This window comes from Neobacillus terrisolis (assembly GCF_051233475.1).
Lineage (GTDB): Bacteria > Bacillota > Bacilli > Bacillales > Cytobacillaceae > Bacillus_BU.
Window position 1 is genome coordinate 66,030 of the sequence record NZ_JBKFGH010000024.1, and the last position, 21,557, is coordinate 87,586.

Annotated in this window: 25 protein-coding genes and 1 riboswitch; of the genes, 1 reads left to right on the forward strand and 24 read right to left on the reverse strand. The window is 38.2% G+C overall.

Annotated elements, in window-relative coordinates; translation table 11 throughout:
* Nucleotides 1-10: 10 nt before the first annotated feature.
* From flhB to ACI48O_RS15520, 23 genes are all read right to left on the reverse strand, one after another.
* Nucleotides 11-1,108 (reverse strand): flagellar biosynthesis protein FlhB, encoded by a 1,098-nt coding sequence (gene flhB / locus ACI48O_RS15410; RefSeq protein ID WP_435562722.1) that lies wholly within the window; start codon nt 1,106-1,108, stop codon nt 11-13.
* The gene (gene fliR / locus ACI48O_RS15415) at nt 1,109-1,885 is read right to left on the reverse strand and encodes a flagellar biosynthetic protein FliR (RefSeq protein ID WP_435562723.1); all 777 of its coding nucleotides are present in this window, start codon (nt 1,883-1,885) and stop codon (nt 1,109-1,111) included.
* 6 nt (nt 1,886-1,891) lie between these two features.
* Nucleotides 1,892-2,161, reverse strand: coding sequence for a flagellar biosynthesis protein FliQ (gene fliQ, locus ACI48O_RS15420; RefSeq protein ID WP_435562724.1), 270 nt, complete (start codon nt 2,159-2,161; stop codon nt 1,892-1,894).
* A 16-nt stretch (nt 2,162-2,177) separates the two neighbouring features.
* On the reverse strand, nt 2,178-2,927 hold the full coding sequence (fliP, locus tag ACI48O_RS15425) for a flagellar type III secretion system pore protein FliP (RefSeq protein WP_435562725.1): 750 nt from the start codon (nt 2,925-2,927) through the stop codon (nt 2,178-2,180).
* Between the two features lie 13 nt (nt 2,928-2,940).
* A complete protein-coding gene (locus tag ACI48O_RS15430; RefSeq protein WP_435562726.1) occupies nt 2,941-3,567 on the reverse strand; it encodes a flagellar biosynthetic protein FliO in 627 nt (208 codons plus the stop codon).
* Between the two features lie 12 nt (nt 3,568-3,579).
* Complete coding sequence (gene fliN / locus ACI48O_RS15435; protein ID WP_435562727.1) at nt 3,580-3,921, reverse strand: flagellar motor switch protein FliN; 342 nt, start codon at nt 3,919-3,921, stop codon at nt 3,580-3,582.
* A gap of 16 nt (nt 3,922-3,937) precedes the next feature.
* Nucleotides 3,938-4,504 (reverse strand): MotE family protein, encoded by a 567-nt coding sequence (locus tag ACI48O_RS15440; RefSeq protein ID WP_435562728.1) that lies wholly within the window; start codon nt 4,502-4,504, stop codon nt 3,938-3,940.
* A 21-nt stretch (nt 4,505-4,525) separates the two neighbouring features.
* Nucleotides 4,526-4,969: a flagellar export protein FliJ gene (fliJ, locus tag ACI48O_RS15445; protein ID WP_435562729.1), complete on the reverse strand. Its 444-nt coding sequence runs from the start codon at nt 4,967-4,969 to the stop codon at nt 4,526-4,528.
* Nucleotides 4,969-6,291: a flagellar protein export ATPase FliI gene (gene fliI / locus ACI48O_RS15450; RefSeq protein ID WP_435562730.1), complete on the reverse strand. Its 1,323-nt coding sequence runs from the start codon at nt 6,289-6,291 to the stop codon at nt 4,969-4,971. The genes fliJ and fliI overlap by 1 nt, the downstream gene beginning before the upstream one ends.
* Nucleotides 6,272-7,060 (reverse strand): FliH/SctL family protein, encoded by a 789-nt coding sequence (locus ACI48O_RS15455; protein ID WP_435562731.1) that lies wholly within the window; start codon nt 7,058-7,060, stop codon nt 6,272-6,274. The genes fliI and ACI48O_RS15455 overlap by 20 nt, the downstream gene beginning before the upstream one ends.
* A complete protein-coding gene (gene fliG, locus ACI48O_RS15460) occupies nt 7,047-8,048 on the reverse strand; it encodes a flagellar motor switch protein FliG (RefSeq protein WP_435562732.1) in 1,002 nt (333 codons plus the stop codon). Before fliG ends, ACI48O_RS15455 begins: the two co-directional genes overlap by 14 nt.
* A 1-nt stretch (nt 8,049) precedes the next feature.
* Nucleotides 8,050-9,657 carry a flagellar basal-body MS-ring/collar protein FliF gene (fliF, locus tag ACI48O_RS15465; RefSeq protein ID WP_435562733.1) on the reverse strand — a complete coding sequence of 536 codons (1,608 nt, stop codon included), beginning with the start codon at nt 9,655-9,657 and terminating at the stop codon, nt 8,050-8,052.
* A 36-nt stretch (nt 9,658-9,693) separates the two neighbouring features.
* Nucleotides 9,694-9,993 (reverse strand): flagellar hook-basal body complex protein FliE, encoded by a 300-nt coding sequence (fliE, locus tag ACI48O_RS15470; protein ID WP_435562734.1) that lies wholly within the window; start codon nt 9,991-9,993, stop codon nt 9,694-9,696.
* Between the two features lie 13 nt (nt 9,994-10,006).
* The gene (gene flgC, locus ACI48O_RS15475) at nt 10,007-10,447 is read right to left on the reverse strand and encodes a flagellar basal body rod protein FlgC (protein ID WP_435562735.1); all 441 of its coding nucleotides are present in this window, start codon (nt 10,445-10,447) and stop codon (nt 10,007-10,009) included.
* Nucleotides 10,448-10,457: 10 nt separating this feature from the next.
* Complete coding sequence (gene flgB, locus ACI48O_RS15480) at nt 10,458-10,841, reverse strand: flagellar basal body rod protein FlgB (RefSeq protein WP_435562736.1); 384 nt, start codon at nt 10,839-10,841, stop codon at nt 10,458-10,460.
* A 99-nt stretch (nt 10,842-10,940) separates the two neighbouring features.
* Nucleotides 10,941-11,034, reverse strand: a riboswitch (cyclic di-GMP riboswitch).
* Between the two features lie 157 nt (nt 11,035-11,191).
* Nucleotides 11,192-11,569, reverse strand: a complete 378-nt coding sequence (gene fliS, locus ACI48O_RS15485) for a flagellar export chaperone FliS (protein ID WP_435562737.1) — start codon at nt 11,567-11,569, stop codon at nt 11,192-11,194.
* Between the two features lie 18 nt (nt 11,570-11,587).
* Complete coding sequence (locus tag ACI48O_RS15490) at nt 11,588-11,944, reverse strand: hypothetical protein (RefSeq protein WP_435562738.1); 357 nt, start codon at nt 11,942-11,944, stop codon at nt 11,588-11,590.
* A gap of 2 nt (nt 11,945-11,946) precedes the next feature.
* Nucleotides 11,947-13,509 (reverse strand): flagellar filament capping protein FliD, encoded by a 1,563-nt coding sequence (gene fliD / locus ACI48O_RS15495; RefSeq protein WP_435562739.1) that lies wholly within the window; start codon nt 13,507-13,509, stop codon nt 11,947-11,949.
* Nucleotides 13,510-13,645: 136 nt separating this feature from the next.
* Nucleotides 13,646-14,017, reverse strand: coding sequence for a flagellar motor switch protein FliN (gene fliN / locus ACI48O_RS15500; protein ID WP_435562740.1), 372 nt, complete (start codon nt 14,015-14,017; stop codon nt 13,646-13,648).
* Nucleotides 14,010-14,945 (reverse strand): flagellar motor switch protein FliM, encoded by a 936-nt coding sequence (gene fliM, locus ACI48O_RS15505; protein WP_435562741.1) that lies wholly within the window; start codon nt 14,943-14,945, stop codon nt 14,010-14,012. The genes fliN (ACI48O_RS15500) and fliM overlap by 8 nt, the downstream gene beginning before the upstream one ends.
* 60 nt (nt 14,946-15,005) lie before the next feature.
* Nucleotides 15,006-15,836, reverse strand: coding sequence for a flagellar hook-basal body complex protein (locus tag ACI48O_RS15510; protein WP_435562742.1), 831 nt, complete (start codon nt 15,834-15,836; stop codon nt 15,006-15,008).
* Between the two features lie 35 nt (nt 15,837-15,871).
* Nucleotides 15,872-16,294, reverse strand: a complete 423-nt coding sequence (gene flgD / locus ACI48O_RS15515) for a flagellar hook assembly protein FlgD (RefSeq protein WP_435562743.1) — start codon at nt 16,292-16,294, stop codon at nt 15,872-15,874.
* A gap of 17 nt (nt 16,295-16,311) precedes the next feature.
* Entirely contained in the window at nt 16,312-17,427 is a 1,116-nt protein-coding gene (locus ACI48O_RS15520; protein ID WP_435562744.1) for a flagellar hook-length control protein FliK, read from the reverse strand.
* A 155-nt stretch (nt 17,428-17,582) separates the two neighbouring features.
* Between ACI48O_RS15520 and ACI48O_RS15525 the strand changes: the two genes are divergently transcribed.
* A complete protein-coding gene (locus tag ACI48O_RS15525; protein WP_435562745.1) occupies nt 17,583-18,254 on the forward strand; it encodes a glucosaminidase domain-containing protein in 672 nt (223 codons plus the stop codon).
* Between the two features lie 81 nt (nt 18,255-18,335).
* Here the strand turns inward: ACI48O_RS15525 and ACI48O_RS15530 are convergent, their stop codons facing one another.
* Complete coding sequence (locus ACI48O_RS15530; protein WP_435562746.1) at nt 18,336-21,551, reverse strand: OmpL47-type beta-barrel domain-containing protein; 3,216 nt, start codon at nt 21,549-21,551, stop codon at nt 18,336-18,338.
* Nucleotides 21,552-21,557: the final 6 nt, after the last annotated feature.

The following is a 21,557-nucleotide window of genomic DNA, read 5'->3' on the forward strand; positions in this document are numbered from 1 at the left end:
CTTCCAATCTTTAATATTTGCCTTTTAATTGATAAACGTAAGCTAGTATTTCTGCGACTGCTTTAAACAGTTCTTCCGGTATTTCTTGACCTATTTCAACATTGGCGTATAATGCTCGAGCCAATGGCTTATTTTCAGTTGTAATAATGCCATTTTCCTTGGCAATTTCTTTAATCTTTTGGGCGATAAAGTCGACACCCTTCGCCACTACAACAGGTGCTTTTGTTCCATTTGAATCATATGAGATGGCAACCGCGTAGTGTGTTGGGTTTGTTATAATCACATCAGCTTTTGGAACTTCCTGCATCATTCGGTTATAGGTCATTTCTCTTTGTTTTTCTTTAATTTTTCCTTTAATGAACGGGTCACCTTCCGTTTTTTTCATTTCATCTTTAATATCTTGTTTAGACATTTTCATTTTCTTTTCATGATCAAATCTTTGATACATATAATCGGCAATCCCTAAGATGGCGTACAAGCCAGATATCGAAAGTCCTAATTTAGTAATGAGAGAGAAAAGGTACTCAACGATTTTTCCAATACTCATCTCAGATAAGCGAATCAGCATGGGCAGTTCTTTTTTTAACAGAAAAATAGAAACTCCGGCGATCATCGTTATTTTTAAAAGATTCTTAATGAGTTCCACAATCGAACGCAACGAAAAAATACGCTTCGCTCCCTCAATCGGGTTAAGTTTATTCAAAGAAAACTTTAAGTTCTCCGTTGTAAATAAAAAGCCTATTTGAATGTAACCGGATAATAAAGCTGCAAGATAGGTCACGAACAGCAGCGGTAGAATCGTTTTCAGCACATTAATAGAAAGGCCCATGAATATCTCTTGTGTACTTTCCGGAGATAATTCCAATAACAAAAAAGTAGAATATATGCCGCGGAACATAAGCATGATATTAGAACCCAGGTATTTCCCATAAAAGGTCAAGAAAAGAAAGAATGACAAGAACATTAGAGCAGTAGATACCTCAATACTTTTGGCGACCTGTCCTTTTTTCCTCGTTTCTCTTCGTTTCTGCGGAGTGGCCTTCTCTGTTTTTTCTCCTGAGAAAAGCTGCAAATCTAATCTTAATAAAAAGGTTGTGCTCTTGTTCATTTAAGCCGCTCCCATAATGCGAATCATATCCTCAACGGATTCAAACATTTGTGAAAACAATGTGGTCAGGATCAGAAAAAAACCGGGCAATAATAAGAACATAACGATAAGATAAACCCCTGTTTTTAAAGGAAACCCTACCACTAACAGATTAATTTGCGGTGTCGTTTTCCCGATGATACCGAGAATGACATCGACTAAAAATAAAATAAACACAATCGGCGCCGCGATTAAAAAAGCAATCATAAACGAATGTTCAAACGTTTCAAGTAAAAAAGTTGAGATTCTGCCATCCGTAAAGGAAGGAACGAGTGCACCTACACCGATCCAATTGTAGCTTTCCAGCACCCCTTGAATGAGCAAGTGATGCCCGTCAACAGAGAGGAGAAAGAGCGTCGCCAACATGTTCTTAAACCTTCCTGTTAAATTAACATTTGTGCCTGACTGCGGGTCATACATCGATCCCATAGAGAAGCCACTCTGAAGGTCGATAAAGGTGCCGGCCAGCTGAATCGCACTAAACGTGATGAAAGCGATAAAGCCTAACCCAAGGCCCACTAACGATTCCTTTAAAACAAGAACAAGGTACTCTCCGGTAAAAGCAGGAATCGGACTATGGTCAATCGATAATGATACGATCAGGGCGATAAAAAAAGAGAGACCAATCTTATAAATGTTCGGTATTGTCCTCATCATAAAGATGGGAACGGGAATGAAAAAACAGGTGATTCGAACGAAGACGAGTAAAAAGAACGGAATATCATTTAACCAATCCATTCTGCCCTACCCTGCATAATTCGAAAGATTAGCAAAAATGTTCTGCGTAAAATTTAATAGATGATTTAACATCCATGGTGCCAAAAATAATATCCCTAAGAAAACAGCCAAAATTTTTGGGACAAACACTAAGGTTTGCTCCTGTATTTGAGTCACCGATTGAAAAATACTTATGATAAGACCGACCACTAATGCGATTCCTAGGATGGGTGAAAGAACAAGGATCGTTACATAAATACCTTGCTTGGCTATTTCGGAAATCATCTCTGGTGTCATCAAAATCCCTCTCTTTTTAAAAGCTGATCAATAACGATTTAACGATTAAATGCCAACCATCAACGAGAATAAACAGCAATATTTTAAACGGCAACGAAATCATCACAGGCGGAAGCATCATCATCCCCATGGCCATTAAAATACTGGACACAATCATATCGATGATTAAAAAAGGTAAAAAAATCATAAATCCCATTTGAAAAGCAGTTTTTAACTCGCTGATGGCAAAGGCTGGAATAAGCACATTTATTGGAATATCCTTTATCGTTGCCGGTTTGTCCTTCTTGGCGTAATCCAAAAATAACGACAAATCCTTTTCCCGAGTATGCTTTGCCATAAACTCCTTTAAAGGCTGACTGGCTGAGTCAAATGCCTGTTGTTGAGTTATTTCTCCTTCAACAAACGGCTGGTACGCCTTTTCATTTATTTCGGAAAAAATCGGTCCCATAATAAACATCGTTAAAAATAATGACAAACCGATAATGACCTGGTTTGGCGGCATTTGTTGAGTACCTAAAGCGGTTCGAACAAATGATAATACGATTACAACCCTTGTAAACGAAGTCATCAGTAACAAAATCGCCGGGGCCACTGATAAAACAGTTAACAAAATAACTAGTTTAATAGATGTTGCCACTTCTTCTGGCTCAGAAGCTGAACCGGCATCAAGGTCTAATCCCGGTATTGAGAGATTGGGGGCTGCATGACCAATATCGGAAAAAAGCAAAAAAATAAACGGTAATATAATTATCAGTTTCTTAAGCAATGGAACCCCCCATTTATGATTCGTCGTGAATGTTTTTGATTGGGATTTTTGTTTGTTTCGTTTGCGTTATTTGGGAGGCTAGCGCGTGTTCCCACTTTTCAAGGTGATTGGCAGCTGTATCCTTTTTAAAGGGTAACCGCCTTCCCTGCTGTTTGTTTTCTTCCTCTTCTACAAGAGATTGGATAATCAAATCCTGCTCTTCTCCCGGGTCAATCGTGCGAATAAGACGCACTTCCTCGCCGACACCTAAGATATATAATGTTTTTCCGATCATTAACATTTGCAGTGAGCGATTACTCCCTAATGGAAAAGCCCCCAATGAATGATAAGGCCCTCGAGATTGAAGCTGTCTTGCTTTCGATTTTAAATACTTTAGTAACAAGAGTAGTAGAATAATGATACTCGCAAAGGAAAACACAAACTTAATAAAGGAAGGTGCTAATGACGTGTTGTCCTCTGCAGCGATCTTTTTCGAATCCGCTGAATCCGGTTCTTTTTGACTGCTATTCTTTGTATAGGAATCATAAACGGTGGCAGCCTCTGCTTTCCCGATTACTACTTTTCCACCATGAAACTGAGAAACGAGCAAAATGATTACAAGCATGATTGTCATTTTTTTCGCAAACTGCTCTATTTTCAAAAGACTGCACCTCTAATCTTGCATTTTATCTGCCCGTTCTTGCTTGGAAATGATATCGGTAATCCGGATCGCAAATTTCTCATCGACAACGACTACTTCAGCTTCGGCAATGGATGCTTCGTTAATCACCACATCGACATGCTCTCCAGCTAACTTTTCCACGGGGATAATGACACCTGGTTTTATTTTCAGGATATCCTTTACCTTCATATTTGTTTTTCCTAATTCCACGATGACCTGTAAGTTAACATCATCAATTAAATTTAACTCTTTACCAGATCCGGAGGTTTTCATGTCTCCTAAAATTGGTGCAAATTGAACGTTTTTAATCATTTTCGTTTGCTTAGCATTCATTGCGGTTTGCACCCCTTTAATCATTTTCGTCCAATAATAATGTTGATAGTTCAGAAGCTTTCTCCGGCGGCATTTTAGCCAATAACTCGCTTTGCTGACTTGTAGACATTTCTGCTAAAAGCAAGGCGGCTTCTTTCTTTTCCAATTGATCGAGAATGGCTGCTGCCTTTTTCGGGCTCATTTCCTGGTATACCTTTGATAATTTCTTATACGGATTGGAACCGGAGCTTTCTGATTCAACACTATTTTCTTGTTGTTCTTGCTCTAATTTTAATTGCGTTAATTCTTGTTCATTTTGTTCATTTTTTTGTTTCAGTTCTTTGTACTTTTCTTCCTCTTCTTTCAAAGCCTTTGATAATCGATCAAGTTCCGATTCCGTTTCCTTACTTTGAGCCACGCTCGTCTCATCTTTACTGAAGAACTGGTCTCCGATAAACGGTATATTTTTAAAAACATCGGCAAAGCTGCCTTTTACATCAAATCCAAAAAAGGATAAAGAGATTGAGAGAATTCCGATTGTAAACAATAGAGGGATAAGAAAATTAAAGAACAATCCATCTAATTTTTTGAATATCTTTCCCATACCACCAACTCCGCAAAGCTACTAAATTTTGTTTTGCAAATATCTAATTGTCGCCATTTCATCAAGCAAATTTTGTTCTTCTATTTTTACCCGTTCTTTGTATTCTTCATAAGACTTTTCCCGCCAGGAACTCCAAATCTTTTCCTCTTGATTCTTGGCTAGTAATTGACCTTTTTTACATTCGAATTCCTTCGTTACTTCAGCCAGTTTTATCTTTGCCTTTTCGATCTGTTTATCGATAAAACATACATATTGTTCTCTTTCATGGAGCTCCGTTATCATCAACGATCGTTCCATTAGTTTTTGATTTTCACGAATAAGGCTGTCTTTTTTTTCAACCAGCTCCTGCAGCTGATTTTCAGCGATTTCTTTGCTTTTTCTAAATGTATTCATTTCATTTAAAGCCGCTTCTTTTTCTTTTTCCTTCATTGTCAGTATATTTTCAAAGCGAAACGTGAACGTCATTATGCCATCTCTCCAAATTGTTGCTTCATTTTGATAATGGTATCCTCTAAATCGGATGGTTCTTTAACACCTTGTTTAAGGAAATGGTCAATCCAACCTTTGTTTTGTATCGCTGAATCAATTTCGGAATTTGAGCCTTGCTTATAGGCTCCAATTTTAATTAAATCCTCTGCTTCTTTATATACGGCCAGATGCTTTACTAATTTTTCGGCCGAATGAATGTGCTCAGGAGCAGCAATATCCTTCATCACCCGGCTTACGCTGTTCAATATATTAATAGAAGGAAAGTGTCCTTGCTGTGCTAATTTACGATCTAAAACGATGTGACCATCGAGAATGCCTCGAGTCGTATCGGCAATCGGCTCATTCATATCATCACCATCAACAAGAACCGTGTAGAATGCAGTAATATCTCCTTTTGGGCCGGTTCCAGCCCGTTCAAGCAGCTTAGGCAGCATCGCAAACACGGAAGGAGTATACCCTTTCGTAGTTGGCGGCTCACCAATCGCCAGTCCGATTTCTCGTTGTGCCATCGCAAACCGGGTAACCGAATCAATCATTAGATTGACACTCAGTCCTTGATCTCTGAAAAACTCAGCAATCGCTGTCGCAATAACCGCCCCTTTTATTCTCACTAAGGCCGGCTGGTCACTTGTCGCCACGACGACAACCGATCTTTCTAATCCTTCTTTGCCTAAATCTCTTTCGATAAAATCAAGGACTTCTCTTCCACGTTCCCCGATTAATCCAATAACATTTACATCTGCACTTGTATTTCGGGCAATCATCCCTAATAAAGTACTTTTTCCGACGCCGCTTCCGGCAAAGATACCGACTCTTTGCCCTTTCCCGATTGTTAACAATCCATCAATCGAACGGACACCGACACTTAACGGAGCATGGATTCGTGGTCGTTTTAACGGATTAGGAGGGTTATTATTCGTGTTCACTTCAACTAGTCCTGAAGGCAGAGGGCTTTCATCCATCGGCTTTCCCAGTCCATTTAAAACCTTGCCCAATAACTCCATTCCCACTTTAACGGTTAACGGTTTGCCTGTAGAAACTACTTCACAACCAGGTCCAATCGAAACAATTTCACCTAAAGGCATTAACAAGACCCGATTCCCTTTAAAACCGACCACCTCAGCTTCTAACGGCTTTTCATTAGGGGAAGGATAAATATGACACACATCGCCAAGCTTTACATCGGGTCCTTGCGACTCAATCGTCAGCCCGATTACCTGGGTTACTTTTCCATTAAACTTGATCGGATTGATTGTCTGTAGGGTGCGTAAATACTTATCAATTTCCAGCATTTTCATTGTACGTATCTTCCTGTAATGTTCTAAACAGCGCTTGTTTGATTTCTTTTAACTGAACATCAATCCGAGCATCGATGCTTCCATAAGAGGTGCGAACGACACAACCGCCTTTTTCAATCGAATGCTCCGGTACAATTTTTACTTCAACTTGCCCCTCGATGGACTCTAATAACTGATTGCGTTGATTTTGGACAAAATCGAAGTCATCCGGGCTTACACAGATTGTGATCATCGAACGTTCATTGGAATATAAAAGGTTTTGCTTGATCATTTCAATGAGCAGATTTGGCTCGGTCTCCAGTTCCTTTTTGATGATCTTTTCCGCAATTTGAATCGATAAGTCGATAACAAACGGCTCAGCTTCTCTAATAATTTCTTTTTTTTCTTCATAAGCTTGTTCAATAACTTCTTTTGCTAAATCGATTTTCGAGCAAAATTCTTGTTGTGCATGCTGAGCACCATCTTCATAGCCTTGATTAAACGAAACCTTTTTTATTTCTTCCATTTCAACGAGCAATTTTTCCTGCTCAATCCGTTTCCATTCCTCGAATTGCTGTTCTGCGATTTGCTTTTGTTTTTCCATACTCTCTTGAGCATCACTAACAATCTGTTGTGCTTGATGTTCTGCCCTTTGCAGAAGCTCCTCAATATGTTCATTGGTTTGGTGTTCAGTAGGCAATGAAAGGTCCGATTCCTTGCTCAAAAGTAAAAATTTCGTTTCCATGATAGGCGGGATCGAACTAGACTTAAAAATCTTAGATGACAACATCCTCGCCACCCTTTCTTTCGATGATGATCGAGCCTTCTTCCTCAAGCTTACGAACAATGCTGACGATACGACTCTGTGCATCCTCGGCCTCTTTAAGCCGCACAGGCTTATCAAATTGCCGTTGTTCCTCTAACAATTCAGCGCGTCGTTTCGAAATGTTTCGGAAAATGGCATCCTTCAGATCTTCGCTGGCAATTTTCAACGATAAGAATAAATCCTCTGTATCGACATCGCGTAAGATTCTTTGAATCGAATGATTATCCAGTAAAGCAATATCTTCAAAGATAAACATTTTGCTTTTTATTTCTTCGGCAAGATTTGAATTTTGCTGTGATAAGGATTCTAAAATATTCTTTTCAGTGCTTCGGTCTACTCCATTTAAGATGCCGACAATATTATCAATCCCATTATTTACTGAGTAATCATGGGCAGTAGTCGTAGATAGTTTTTCTTGAAGCACTTCCTCCACCTGGCGCACCACTTCCGGTGATACGGTATCCATTAGCGCGATTTTCATCGCGATGTCCGTTTGTTTCTCTGGAGAAAAGGAAGAAAGAATCGTTGACGCTTTTTTAGGATCCAGATAGGAAAGGACAAGGGCAATGGTTTGGGAATTTTCATATTGCAAAAGATTTAATATCTGAACCGGTTCTGCTTTTTGAGCAAAATTAAACGGTTTTTTGCGGTTCCTTACCGAAGACCGTTTTAACATTTCCTTTGCTTTCTCTTCTCCAAAAGAAAGGGCCAGCAAGTCTTTTGCAAAGTGTTCCCCGCCTGTTGATACTGAGTTTTTCTCGGCAGCCATGCTATAAAATTCATTTAAAACATCCTCTTTAACCTTGGAATCGATCCATTGCAAGCGTGAAATTTCTTTCGTAATAAGTTCCACTTCATCTTCCTTTAAGCGTTTATAAATGGGAGCAGAACCTTCTTTTCCTAAAGAAACCAATAATATTGCCACTTTTTGAAGTCCCGTTAATTGGCGCATCCTATCCCTCCTTTTCTTCTTTTATCCAGTACCTTAATAAGCTGACGAATTCATCGATGTTTTCTTCGGCTAAATGGTGGATCTCTTTATCGACTGGCTTCGTTTCCTGCAACGCTTTTTCCAGCTCATTAATGTTCTTGACTTCCAAATATTCAGAGGTCGGTTTAGCAGAAAGCTTGCTTTTGCGACTGAGATATTTCCACAAAAAGACACCCGCTGCAATCAAGATAAGGGCTAAAACTCCCCACAGAATATAGGATAAATAAGAAGCTTTTTCCTCGGCTGAAGACGAAGCGGCTGCACTCGCTGTCTTTCCGGAAAACTCTCTTGGGAATATCGTAATTCGATTATTTATCTCGTCATCTTCTAACGAATTGCCGTTATTATCTATAGCGGTACGAACTACATTTGAAATAATGCTTTTTATATTGTTTTGTGTTTCAAGGGTTAACGACTGTGGATCATCAGGTTCCGGTGGCTCCACCCCAACATTAATGGTAAGGTCCTCAATCGTATAAGGGCTTTCAATAATTTCCTTCGTAATCCGGTTAAATTCGTAGTTGACTCGATTTTGAACTTCCTCGTACTCGTTATTTTCTGATTCACTCGCCGCAGGGTACTCAATATCCTCTGCAGGAGAATCCGCTCCGCCCGGCACAGCGCCCTGCCCGCTGTAGCTTTTGGTAACCTTTTCTACGCTGACAGCGATTCCTTCATTCGCCTCTGGATCAACAGGCTCTACTAAGCTTTGATTTGTTTTTACCTTATCAAAGTTTAGTTTTGCAAAGGTTTGGACTAACACTTTATCTTGTCCGAGCATCGTACCAAGCATTTGCTGAATACTGCGCTGAATATCCGCCTCTACCTTTTGCTTGATTTGTCTTTGCTTCTCGTAGCCATCCAATTCTTCAAAGGTTGAATCATCTGTTTTTGGCAATGCCAGCAATTGACCGTTTTGATCGGTAATGATGATATTTTCTTCTGGCAGGTTTGGGATACTTTTTGCAGCTAAATGGTACAGCGCTTTAACCTGACCTGTATCCAACTCCTCACCCGGCTCCAAGTTCACAATAATCGATGCGCTCGATTTGTCCTCTGTCTCAGGCCGAATAAAGACACTTTCTTTTGGCAGGGTAATCATGACTTCAGCGCTTTTTACCCCACTGATTTTGCTGATAAGGTTAGCCAATTGAGCTTGGATAACCTCCCTTTCCATTACATCTAATTCGCGTTCTGTTACTCCGAACTTTAAGTCTTTTGTTTGTTCGGAAAAGCTGATTGAACCGTTTTTCGGCAAACCCTCCGAGGCTAGATTTACGATGAGGTCGGGAACGTTTTCATTAGGAACTAGAATTTGGGTCCCATTACTTGCTATTTCATACTCGGTAAACCCTTGTTTATCGAGAACGCCTTTAATCTCACCTATTTCTTTTTGACTTAAATTATTCGCATATAACGGAACTAAATTAGGCTTAGAAACAAAGAAGATCGCCACACTCAGAATGACAATAAGCCCCAAAAATGATCCAATATAAATCGCTTTATTTTTTTTGCTTACGTTTTTCCAAAACTGTGTAATCTTTTCCTTAAAATCAACGAATTTATTCATATATCCTCCGCTATTTTCATAAAAGATAAGCCGTATTTATACTTGCATTCTCATGACTTCTTGATAAGCTTCAACGACCTTATCTCTTACTTGCGTAGTTAACTGCAGTGCTATTTGCGCCTTTTGAGCAGCGATCGTCACATCATGAATATTTTTTATTTCACCTGTTGCAATTTTTTCTGAAAGCTTTTCTGATTGAACAATCATCTCATTTGCCTTTCCGATTGCTTCTCCTAAAGCAGATGAAAATGAGGTGGTTGAAGTTGAAGCAGGCTTAATATCCCGATTATTTTCAAACAATGGTGTTTGATAAGTAGTTAATTGATCTATATTCATCGTTCAGTGCTCCTTATTTTCCAATATCCAATGCTTTTATTGCGATGTTTTTGCCAACATTAAATGCTGTAACATTTGCTTCATATGCCCTTGAAACACTCATCAGATCAACCATTTCTTTCGTAATATCAACGTTTGGCATCATGACATAGCCTTCATTATTTGCGTCTGGATGAGTGGGATCATAGACTGGCCGAAACGGAGTCTTGTCTTCAGAAATCTTGGTCACCTTGACACCATTCACATTCATTTCACTGTTTAAATATTTGCTGAACGGCGCCGTACCTTGTGGTTGTACTTCAACCATTTTTCTGCGATATGGAACCCATTCACCGTTGACAAATCTGCCTCGTGTTGTCGTTGCATTAGCGATATTTGCTGAAACAACATCCATTTTTAAACGTTGCGTGGTTAAACCAGAAGAACTTATGTTTAATGAATGAAACATTGACATAATCTATCTCCTATCTACTTCTAATAGCTGTTTTTAATAGATTAAACTCTTCACTTATTTGATAGGTTAATGTTTGATACCAAATTTGGTTTTTTGTTAAATCACTCATTTCACTATCAACATCTACACCATTGCCGTTATTTTGCATCGTGAAAGGTTGGTCGGCCACATATGGCTTGTTTATTGAATTATTCCCGAACGGAATATGTTTCGAGTTCGTCAACTTGCCACTGAAGCTGTAGTTTGATATTTCTCCTCTTAGAATTTCTTCAAAGATCACTTTTTGTGGCTTATAGTTTGGAGTGTTGACATTCGCTAAGTTGTTTGAAATGGTATTATGTCGCAACACAGAAGCATCAAGTGCGTTTTGGAGAATAGTAAAGTTTGTTTGCACGAGTTATCACCTGTTTTGGAATTATTTGTCGTTCTTTATAAAGGAATTTTGGACAAAAAAAAACTATTCCGAAGAATAGTTAATAAAGGTACTCTTCTCTTCGGTAGCTGGCTGGCATCATCACCCATAATTGGTGACCTTAGCCCCTGTAGCTTTGCGTCGCTGGATTTCCCCAGGTTTGCCTTTATCGGATTGTAATGTACTAATTATTGTTTTAAAAAAATCGCAAAATTACGGACATAAATTATCGATTATTATCGAATATTGTCTATTAAAATAATATTACAATGATATTCCAAATATAACAATGAAAAAAAGCAAAAAAAATCCTTCTTAACAAAATGTTCACGTTAAGAAGGTTTTGCTAGCTTCATTGCCTCTGCCCAAGTGTCTTGTATTTCGTAGAGCATCTCTTGAACTTCCGTTAAAATAAGCGGATCCTTTTTTAAATTCGCTTCAATTAATCTTCGTTTCATATAGTCATATAGTAATATCAATGATTGAGAAATTTCAATGTCCATTTTTAGCGTTACCATTAATTCACTGATAATGTTTTGCGCTCTGCTGATCCGATTATTCGCTCTTGTAAAATCATTTTTTTCCAAGGCCATTTTGGCTTGTTCAATAAACTTGATTGCACCTTTATATAAAAGGAGCGTCAGTTCTTCACCTTTGGCCAATAATACTTGATTATTTTCATAAGCCTGATAAGGGTTTTTCAATGACATTGTTTTCAATCCTTCGCCTTATTTTCTTTTGTCATAGAAGAAGCCGCTATTTACGACTGAGGGCTCTCCATAATGATGCTTTATCGTTTGCTCTTTTTTAACAGCTGAGTATTCAGCAAGAACAGATTGCCTCATTGCTTGTAATTTTTCTTTTATCGCCCTGTCTACTTTGATAATTTTTATTAACTGCTCTTTAATAACTGGATTCATAATCATTCTTCCATAAACCCGATCCAGTCTGTTTACTTCTGTAATGCATTGTTCTCGTTCATCTAAAAGCCGTTGAATAGGATCAATCGATTGTGGGTTCATTTCATTTAATAGTAAAGAAAGGTGGTAGTACTCTCTTAATAATTCTTCTTTCCTCTTAAACAAGATTACATTCCCCCACCAAATTGCTGCATTAGCCATCCACTTTGCGTATTAGCCTTTTGGATCGCTTTCTCCATTTCCGTGAACTGCTTCCAATAATACGATTCCTTTTTTTCGAGCCTCTTCTCCCAAGAGTCAATTTGATCATCCAAGCCTTTTAAAGCTTTAGACAAGGTTGAATCACTCGTAATACCTGCCGTTTTTGTTATTTGTTTGATCGTTTCATTGATTTGGTCATATAGCCTCCAAGCAACACCACTAAATTGAAATTCCTCGGAGCTATTCACTGTATCATTCTCAACATTGCTTGTCTCATATTTCTTTGAAAATAAACGGGATACATCTTCAATATTATTTTCGAGCGCCTCTTTTAACTTGGCTTCATCAATAACCAGCTTGCCATTATCTCGATAATTCGTACTCGTTGTAATACCAATTTCAGCTAATGTATCAAAGTTACTATTTATTGTTGCTGAGTCTTTATCGCTTACTTTTGCGCTTAGTGCACTTCTCATTTTATCCATTGCTCCAGCAATGTTCCGGTCATTTTGCAGGAGGCCGCTTTTCGCCTTTTCTTCCCACTGTTCGATTTCTTTTTCGCTCATTTCCTTTTTTTGCTCATCTAAAAGGGGGTTGAAATCTCGGTAGCGCTTTTGATCTATTGTCTCGTGCAACGTTTTAATCGTCTCGTTATATTTATCTACAAAGCTTTTAATTCCATCAAAGATAGAATCCACATCAGCTTTTTTCGTAACGGTCAGAGTACTGCCCGTTGGAATGGCTGATTTTAAATTAAAGGCGATTCCATCATAGGTAAAGTTATTACTTTTAATCGTTATGCTAACCCCGTTAATGGTTACCTCACCATCTACCGATTTGGTTGATGAGCTTCCAATTGCACCAGTCGCATTACCTGACGGGAAGTCATTTTGTGTTTCACTGACCATACCTGCTGCGATGTTTAATACATTGCTGCTATTGGAAAGATTAGCAATATTTATATTAGTCATCGGGTCTTTAGAAGTGAAAATAATCGCATTGTCACCACTTGAATAGCTTGCCGTTACCCCAGTCTTGTCCGAAAGAGCGTTAATCTTTGAAATCGAACTTTTCATTGTATCGCTGCTGGTAAGTTCAACCGTTTCATTATTCAAGGTAAAACTAAATCCCTTCCCAGTACCAAACTGAGCGGAATCACTGCTTACACCTGCAGCAGCAAATTTAACTGAGGCAGGCGTTCCCGCTTGGTATGGCTTGGCATAGGAAATAACATACTCTTCTCTGGATGGAGTCCCTTTTAATGATACGTCTACTAAACTTGTATCAGACGAAGACAATTTACTCCGTTTAAAGGTTGATTCAAGTCTCAGATCCTGCATCGAAGAGCGTAAATCTAAAAATTTCGTATTGATGTCACGATACGCATCCATTTTCCATTGCGTTCTTGTTTTATTTTGCAAAACTTTATTTAATTGTAGTTTTTCCGCGTCCATTAATTTCGAAACAAGTGTCTCAGTATCCATTCCTGATACTAATCCAGAAAAACGAAGATCATTAGAAATCATCATTTATTCCTCCGAACTGCTTGTAAAATTGTCTAATAGAGAATAACGGCATTTTCTTTAAAGCGTTTAGTTCTAGTTACATCAACAAAAAATGGGTGTTCCCACAGCCATTGGACTTGGAGCACCCATTCTTCTAATATTAATTTACCGTTTTAGTTAAAATTTCCGTTATTCTTATGCCGAAATATTCGTCAATAACAACAACTTCTCCTTTGGCGACTATTTTTCCGTTAATTAATAAATCAACTGGTTCGCCGGAAACACGATCTAACTCGATAATCGACCCTTGTGACAGATCTAAAATCTCATTAATTTTTTTCTTTGTTCTTCCCAATTCAACCACGATTTCTAACGATATATCCATTAGCAGGTTTAAATTGACCGAATCCTCCAGTCCACTTTTAGAAGACTCTTCTTCTAAATCGGCAAATAAAAAGGGCTTCGTTTCCTGCTCGCTTTCCCCAAGGAGCGCTTCTAATTCTTCTTTAGAAATTTTCGCGTCATTACTCATCTTTTTTTCCCTCTTTTTCTAAAACAGTTTCGATTTCAGCTGCAAGGCGAGTTTTCTTTATTCCCGGTTTGACAAGGAACTTGACTTCCCTTCCGACCATGGCCTTTAACGGTTCGTCCGATAATTGGTCGAGCTGGATCACATCGCCAACATTTAACGATAAAAATTCTTCAATCGATACTTTCGCCCGTCCTAATTCCACGCTTAAAGGGATTTTCAGTTCTTCAATTTTGTTCTTTAGGACACTGGTTTCTTCCTTGCTTTTCGTTTTATTACGGGTGGAGAATAATTGATAGGATGATAATCTAGGCAGAAACGGTTCTAAAATAATATAAGGAATGCAAATATGCATGAGCTCCGACATATCGCCGATTTTAATATTAAAAGCAATAACAATTACCGTTTCATTTGGAATCGCGACCTGTAAAAATTGAGGATTAGTTTCAATCTCAATCACTTCTAAATTTAAATTCATTAGGTCCTTCCAGGATTTCTTTAAATTGACGACAAATCCCTCAAACAGCTTGTGAAGAATATTTTTTTCAATTTGAGTTAAAGTTGTTTTATCTTCAGGATAAGCCGGCATTTCACTGCCGCCAAGGAGGCGATTCATAATGGCAAAAGCCATTTCAGACTTCAATTCCATGATCATTCGGCCTTTTTCAGAGGTCTCGAACACGTTTAAAATCGTAAACGCCGGTAATTGTTTAATGAATTCTTCGTATAACATTTGATTAACAGAAGCTACTTCCACTTCAACAATTGTTCTGAGCTGAGTAGAAATAGACGAAGCAAGCTGATAAGCAAAATTATCATGAATTCTCGTTAAAACTCGGACCTGCTCCATAGATAAACGAAGTGCTTTTTTAAAATCATATACTTTAATGTCACTATTATTTTGTACGATTCTTGATTTCAACTTTCTCACTCACCACCACAAAAAGATACAAAGGGAAAGCTTAAATACTTCCCCTCATTTGTTTAACTATTATCGTTTTAAGTTCACTAACTCCTCTAAAATCGAATCGGAAACCGTGATTACTTTTGAGTTTGCCTGAAAACCGCGCTGTGCAATAATCATTTCGGTTATTTCTTCTGAAAGGTCAACATTGGACATTTCTAGCTGCCCGGAGACAATTTGACCTGCATTATTATCGGTTCGGCGTTTAATCAAGTTATCAATATTTGTTTCCGTGTCGGAATTTCCTGTAATTTCATACAGTGAACCGCCCACTTTCTTTAATCCGCCCGGATTGGATACCACAACAGTTCCAAGCGTGGCAATTTCTGTGGAGGTGCCGTTTGCTGCAATCCCTTTGATAACCCCATTGAAATCGATTGTATAAGCGACATAAGCATCAGAATCAATAACGATTGGATTACGGTTGGCATCCAATACTTTATAACCTTGAGGATTCACTAAGTTCCCCGCACCATCACGGTCGAAGTTTCCTGCTCTCGTAAGGTATTTAGCTCCATTATCGTTTTGAACCACGAAAAATCCATTTCCATCAATATATAAATCTGAGGCAAGGTTAGTGGTTGTTGGACTTCCTGGAGTGTGCAACGTATCAATTGAAGCCGTTTTTACACCTAAACCAATTTGCACAGGGTTTGTTCCACCTGAACCGATCGCACCAGCCCCACCTGGGACCGGGTTTGAGCTGCTTCGGACAGTTTGGCTTAACACGTCCTGGAACATAATCCGGCTCTTTTTAAAGCCAACTGTATTGACGTTGGCGATATTATTACCGATAACATCTAATTTATTTTGGAACCCTTTCATACCAGACACACTTGAGTTTAATGAACGAAGCATTTATATGACCTCCTGATTGATGTTAGTTTTTATAATTACATTTCTTTTGCGGATATAATATCGCCTACAGGAATCTCAGCTTCGTTAATTTGATAATAAAACTGATTATCCTTTTTTACAATACCTTTAATGACTCCTGTTTCTGTTTGGCCCGTCTCACTGTTAACCCACGATACTTCTTTGTTAATCATATTAGAATATTGGCTGATGTCTTCTTTTTGGTTATTGGCAAAATTAGTAAATCCTTGGTTTAAATTAGATATTTGTTCGAGCATGCTGAACTGAGCCATTTGCGTAATAAATTCCCTGTCGTCCATCGGGTTGGTCGGGTCTTGATTTCTTAATTGGGTGGTTAAGATTTTCAGAAAAACATCTTTCCCTAATTCATTGTTCTTTTGGGTTGTTTGACTGGTTGTACTTGTGCTTGTTGTTATTCTAGAAGAATCAATTGTGGTCAAAATGACTGTTCCTCCTTTTAAGCAAGTAAGTTGAGTGTGCTTTCCACACCTTTATTTTTTAGATCATCGATAACGGCATGACTTTGATAAAATTCTTCTTGATTATTCTTCTTTTTGGAAAAGCGCTGTTGGGATTGTTCCTGTCGCGACCTTTCCTCTTGTTGAGAAAAAGAATGCTGAAGCATTTGACTGTTTTGAGAAATCTCTATTTTATCAACCTGAAAGCCTTGCTGCTGCAAAGAAGTTCGCAATAAGGATACTTGTGATTCCAGGGCATCCTTCCCGATTGCGGTATCAGCAATAAATTGTGCAAGCACCTGACCCTTATGGATGGTAATTTTCACATCAATGTCGCCGAGTTGTTCAGGCGTAAGGGAAAACCTGGCTTGTATCAAATCATTAGCCTTTGTAAGTTGGGCTTTATTCTCGATTAACTTCATTACTTCAGCAGCAAAGTTTTCGGCTGGAACCTTCGCTGTTTGATTGTTATCATGGTTTGGATTACTTCCGGTAAAAATGTTCTGGTTGACTCGGTTAAGAGACTGAAACACTACCTCTTTACCGTCTTTATTCATGTCCAATTTTTGCTCAATCATTGGTGAAAATATTGCTTTGTTATTTCCTGATCGAATATTTTCAATTTGCTCTTTAACAGATTTTCGATAGGATTGGATCGTTTGAAAATCCTGTTTGCCACTTTTCGAAACCTCTTCTGAAAACAGTTTGGCGAACTTTTCCACTGTTGTATTCTCTATAGTGTTATTTGACTCCAGTAGCTGTTTTAATTTTTCAACAAGCCTTTTATTGACTAGCCCATTCGGGTCGTCGACAGCTTCGAGAATCGAGCTCATTAACGTACTTACTTTGTCAGCTGCCTCCTGCTTGTTTTCATCACTAGGCTCTGAGCCTACTAATTTAACCGGGGTGTTACTTTGATCGATTGTTTTTTCTATCAATAAATTGACTAAAAACATAAGATCATTTTCTTGTTCTCCCTGCTGCTCATTTTCTTGCATAAGCTCATTAAACAGGTCCATAAATGATGCAGAAGCATTATTTTCGAGAGAATTGTTGTTGCTGTTATTTTCCAATATTTTAGGACTTGTGGGCATCATAGAAGCTAATTGAATCACAAATTGCTCTCCTTTCAAGCGGAAGGTAGTTTTTATAAAATAACAAACGCTACTCGGCCAAAAAAATGTAAACTATTAAACCCATCTTCATTTTTTGTCGTTATAAAATAATAGATTGAAACACATTCAAAATACTTTTTATAGGGGAATAAATCATGAGCTTCAGTCCAATTAATACAGATTGGTTTAAAAATATGGCTTTGCTGTCCATCTCCAAAAGTCTCAGCCTGAAGAATAATGAAACCAATCCACTCCCACAAGGAGAAATGTTTGAAACAATGATGCAAGTATTTCTTGGTGATCAAGCGAACCTTACTATGAAACAGCCTGAAACTTTAGAAGGCAATTTCTTTAGCCTTCCATCTCCCATTCTCCAAAACATAAAGGATACTAATATTTCAAGTACCAAAACGAGTTTGGATTACTCAGACGTCTCATTAAGCAAGTTAAATTCAACGCTAAAAGGTAAATTAAGCAGTATGGGTGAACATTTTATCAAAGCAGGAAGAAAATATAATATTAACCCGAACCTGCTTGCTTCAATCGCGATCCACGAAACCGGGAACGGAAAATCGAGAGCTGCTGTTGAAAAGCTTAATATTGCCGGAATGATGGGCAAAAACGGTTTAAAGCAATATCACTCGGTTGAAGAAAGTATCTATGATATGGCCCGAAACTTAAGAGAAAATTACTTGAGTCAAGGAAAAGATACGATTGCAAAAATTGGCGCAAAATACGCACCAATTGGCGCCGGCAACGACCCAACCGGTTTAAATAATCATTGGGTAAAAGGTGTAAATAATTACTTCCATTCATTTATTTCCTAATATAACTATAAGAGGGTGTCCCAAAGCTTATGCTTTTGGGACATCCTCTTTTTTTTAAGGAGCAGAGTTCCTTAACGAATATTACTTAATGACTTTGACTGTTTTACTTCCTACCACAACTTGGCCATCCATTACCACACGTAATTCTAAAAGCTCTTCACTTTCATCCCAAACAAAATCTTCTCGGTTGAATTTGAATTGACCTTTTTTAGCTTGGTTTTCTAAGCCTTTTGTGCCTTTAAGAGCTGGGATATTATTTAAAGTAACCTTTGATAAGTCAACATTTGAGAAAGTTAGACCTTTTGGTAATATTACTTGTACCATAAATTCGCCTTTATTCCCGTTGATTACCTTTGGTAAAACTTCAATTGTTGCCTGAATGAAAGTAGATACTGTTTTTTCTACAACCGTCACTAAACCAGCTTGATCGATTGCTGTTATTTTAATAACATATTCTCCAGGTTTATCAAAGCTAACCTTTCCAGTAGTGTTTAAAACACCGTTCACTTCGACAAAGGTTTCTTTAATTCCTGATAAACTATCTACTCCTTCATAGTTTAAGTCTAGAACCGTTCCTAAAGAATATTGGCTGTCGATGCTTGCGCTGATGGTTGGAGCGGTTTTATCTATTTTTACAGTAATTTGTTTTGCTTCCTCAACATTTCCAGCATTATCGATACTGTAGAATGTAATGTTATGAACACCTTCTGCTTCCAGAGTGAAGGTCGTTCCTTCGGTGAATTCAGAGCCATTAATAGAATAATAGGTCGATTTTACTCCACTTAATTCATCACTGGAGGATAGTTCTACATTAACTATATCTGAATACCATTTATCCTCTACATTGCTTGCTGTAGTTGGAGCAGTTTTGTCCACTTTTACCTCAATCGTCTTCTCGCCTTCAATATTGCCGGCATAGTCGACACTATAGAAGGTAACAGTGTTTACTCCTTCTTGATCAACGATGAAGCTGGTTCCTTCTTTTAATTCAGAACCATTCACAGAATAATAGGTTGTATAAACACCAGAAAGGTCGTCGACTGCTGTTAACTCAACAAGGACATCGTGGTTATACCAATCTACATTTGTATTAGCAGATGTGACTGGTGCATGGTTGTCCACTTTTACCTCAACAGTCTTAGCTTCCTCAAAATTACCAGCATTATCAATACTATAGAATTGAATGGTATGAACCCCTTCTTCGTTCAGTGCAAAATCTGTGCCTTTAACAAATTCTCCACCATCAACGGAATAGTAAGTTGCCTTCACACCAGAAAGCTGATCGACTGCAGTTAATTTCACATTGACATTTGTGTTATACCAATAGTCAGCTGTATCAATCGTTGTGATTGGTGCTTCCTTATCGATTTTAACTTGAACTGTATTAACTCCTTCAACGTTTCCAGCATTATCGACGCTATAGAAAGAGACGGTATGAATACCAGCTTCGCTTATAAGCAATTCGGTTCCTTCCACAAACTCTCCATTATCAACAGCATAAAAAGTGCTCTTTACGCCGCTTAAGTCGTCTGTTGCATTAAGCGTTACAGCAACATCAGAATTTGACCAGTCTAGAGTCGGTTCGGCTACTGTAACTGGTGCTGTTACATCCGTAGGGGTTGGTGCACCAATTTCAACAGGGATTTCTGCGTATGCAATCGACTCTGTTCCATCCGCTGTAACAGGAACAACAACATAGACATAAGAGCCTTCTTCTTCCTCTTTTACGGTAAAGCTTGTATCAGATGCTCCTCCTACTAGGATTCGTTCACCGTCAACTACTTTATAAACATTATAGAAGCTTGCTTCCGGTACTTCTTCCCAAGCAAGCGTTACTTCATTTCCGTTTACCGCTGGTTCGGCTGGCTTTGGTGCATCCAATAGCGGCTTAACCTCCGCAACGACAATATTGGAATAGCCTGATTTACCAAAACGGTCCGATTTAGCAATTACAGTATATTCATGATTGCCTTGTTCTAAATTTGAAACATAGTAGGAGGTTTTATCCGTTGTTGTGATTAATTGCGGTTCCCCATCTACAATTTTGTAAATCTCGTATTCTGTTGCATACGGTACAGACGACCATCCAATCAAGCCACTATTATTCGTATCCATTAATAAAGAAATTTTAGGTGCCTGCATTTGAGGAAAGTCTACCGTAACGGTAAATGGTTTTGCAGGTGATTCACCAAACCGTTCACTAACGGAAACTAGTTCAAATGTATAATCGCCTTCTGGAAGATTACTTAAATAATGAGAACGGTTTGAAGTGGTCGTAAGTAATTCCTTTTCACCGTCTTTAACTAGATACAATTTATATTGATCTGCATATGGTGCAGCAGACCACATTAATAACAAGTCATTTCCGTTATAAAAATACGGATAAATTTGTTCAGGTGCATTGATGACTGGATAAACGACATTAACTGCCGTTTTACTTCCTACTGTTGTCTCCCCGTAACGGGCATTATAAGCAGTCACCTCAAAAACATTTTCACCAGCAGGTAAGCCAGAAATGTATTGCTTTAACTCCGTTGTTGTTGCAACTAATGTTCTTTCACCATTAACAAGCTGATACACTTTATATGATTCAGCAAAAGATACCGCCTGCCATCTTAACAACACATTATTAATATCATTAATATAGGCATTTAAGCCGGCTGGAGCAGCCATTTCCGGAAAAACAATGTTTACAGCAACAGAGCTTGGCGCTGATTCTCCGAATTGGGTATTGTAAGAAGTGACTTCATAAACACGATCACCTTCTGAAACATTAGCATAATATTGACCAGTTTTCGTGGTTGTAGTTAATAATTCCCTTATACCATTTTTAACTTCATAAATCTTGTAACCTGTTGCAAATTCTGTTGCATTCCACTTTAATGTAACGTCATTGCCATTTGTGATTGTTGAAGTCAATCCACTAGGTGATTGCATAACAGGATATTTAATCACAACGGGTAAATAAGCTGAAAGAGGAGACTCTCCGGTACTATTAACGGCAGTTACCGCATAGGTATGAGTTCCTTCAGTAACACTTGTTAAATACTTATAATTATTGGTTACTTGGAATAATAAAACTTTTTCTTCGTCCTTAATTTCATAAACCCGGTAGTTTGTCGCACCGGTCACCGCATCCCATCTCAACAATACATTATCTACTCCATCTGGATAGTAACGTAAATTGAGCGGTGCTGTTAGATTACTTGCAGCAAATGCCGAAGTAATCGGTAATACTAACTGCAAAAACAGGATGGCTAAAACAAAAATAGCTAATTTTTTCCTTATTAATCGCATACCTTT

What these genes read in the sequence shown, in the direction of transcription:
- ACI48O_RS15530 (WP_435562746.1), bottom strand. Translation starts at nt 21,551, where the DNA reads ATGCGATTAATAAGGAAAAAATTAGCTATTTTTGTTTTAGCCATCCTG.
- fliS (WP_435562737.1), bottom strand. Translation starts at nt 11,569, where the DNA reads ATGTCATTGAAAAACCCTTATCAGGCTTATGAAAATAATCAAGTATTA.
- ACI48O_RS15440 (WP_435562728.1), bottom strand. Translation starts at nt 4,504, where the DNA reads ATGGGAAAGATATTCAAAAAATTAGATGGATTGTTCTTTAATTTTCTT.
- fliE (WP_435562734.1), bottom strand. Translation starts at nt 9,993, where the DNA reads ATGAATATAGATCAATTAACTACTTATCAAACACCATTGTTTGAAAAT.
- ACI48O_RS15510 (WP_435562742.1), bottom strand. Translation starts at nt 15,836, where the DNA reads ATGCTTCGTTCATTAAACTCAAGTGTGTCTGGTATGAAAGGGTTCCAA.
- fliN (WP_435562740.1), bottom strand. Translation starts at nt 14,017, where the DNA reads ATGAGTAATGACGCGAAAATTTCTAAAGAAGAATTAGAAGCGCTCCTT.
- ACI48O_RS15525 (WP_435562745.1), top strand. Translation starts at nt 17,583, where the DNA reads ATGAGCTTCAGTCCAATTAATACAGATTGGTTTAAAAATATGGCTTTG.
- fliD (WP_435562739.1), bottom strand. Translation starts at nt 13,509, where the DNA reads ATGATGATTTCTAATGATCTTCGTTTTTCTGGATTAGTATCAGGAATG.
- ACI48O_RS15455 (WP_435562731.1), bottom strand. Translation starts at nt 7,060, where the DNA reads ATGTTGTCATCTAAGATTTTTAAGTCTAGTTCGATCCCGCCTATCATG.
- fliI (WP_435562730.1), bottom strand. Translation starts at nt 6,291, where the DNA reads ATGAAAATGCTGGAAATTGATAAGTATTTACGCACCCTACAGACAATC.
- fliR (WP_435562723.1), bottom strand. Translation starts at nt 1,885, where the DNA reads ATGGATTGGTTAAATGATATTCCGTTCTTTTTACTCGTCTTCGTTCGA.
- fliJ (WP_435562729.1), bottom strand. Translation starts at nt 4,969, where the DNA reads ATGACGTTCACGTTTCGCTTTGAAAATATACTGACAATGAAGGAAAAA.
- flgC (WP_435562735.1), bottom strand. Translation starts at nt 10,447, where the DNA reads ATGTCAATGTTTCATTCATTAAACATAAGTTCTTCTGGTTTAACCACG.
- fliF (WP_435562733.1), bottom strand. Translation starts at nt 9,657, where the DNA reads ATGAATAAATTCGTTGATTTTAAGGAAAAGATTACACAGTTTTGGAAA.
- fliQ (WP_435562724.1), bottom strand. Translation starts at nt 2,161, where the DNA reads ATGACACCAGAGATGATTTCCGAAATAGCCAAGCAAGGTATTTATGTA.
- fliN (WP_435562727.1), bottom strand. Translation starts at nt 3,921, where the DNA reads ATGAATGCTAAGCAAACGAAAATGATTAAAAACGTTCAATTTGCACCA.
- fliG (WP_435562732.1), bottom strand. Translation starts at nt 8,048, where the DNA reads ATGCGCCAATTAACGGGACTTCAAAAAGTGGCAATATTATTGGTTTCT.
- flhB (WP_435562722.1), bottom strand. Translation starts at nt 1,108, where the DNA reads ATGAACAAGAGCACAACCTTTTTATTAAGATTAGATTTGCAGCTTTTC.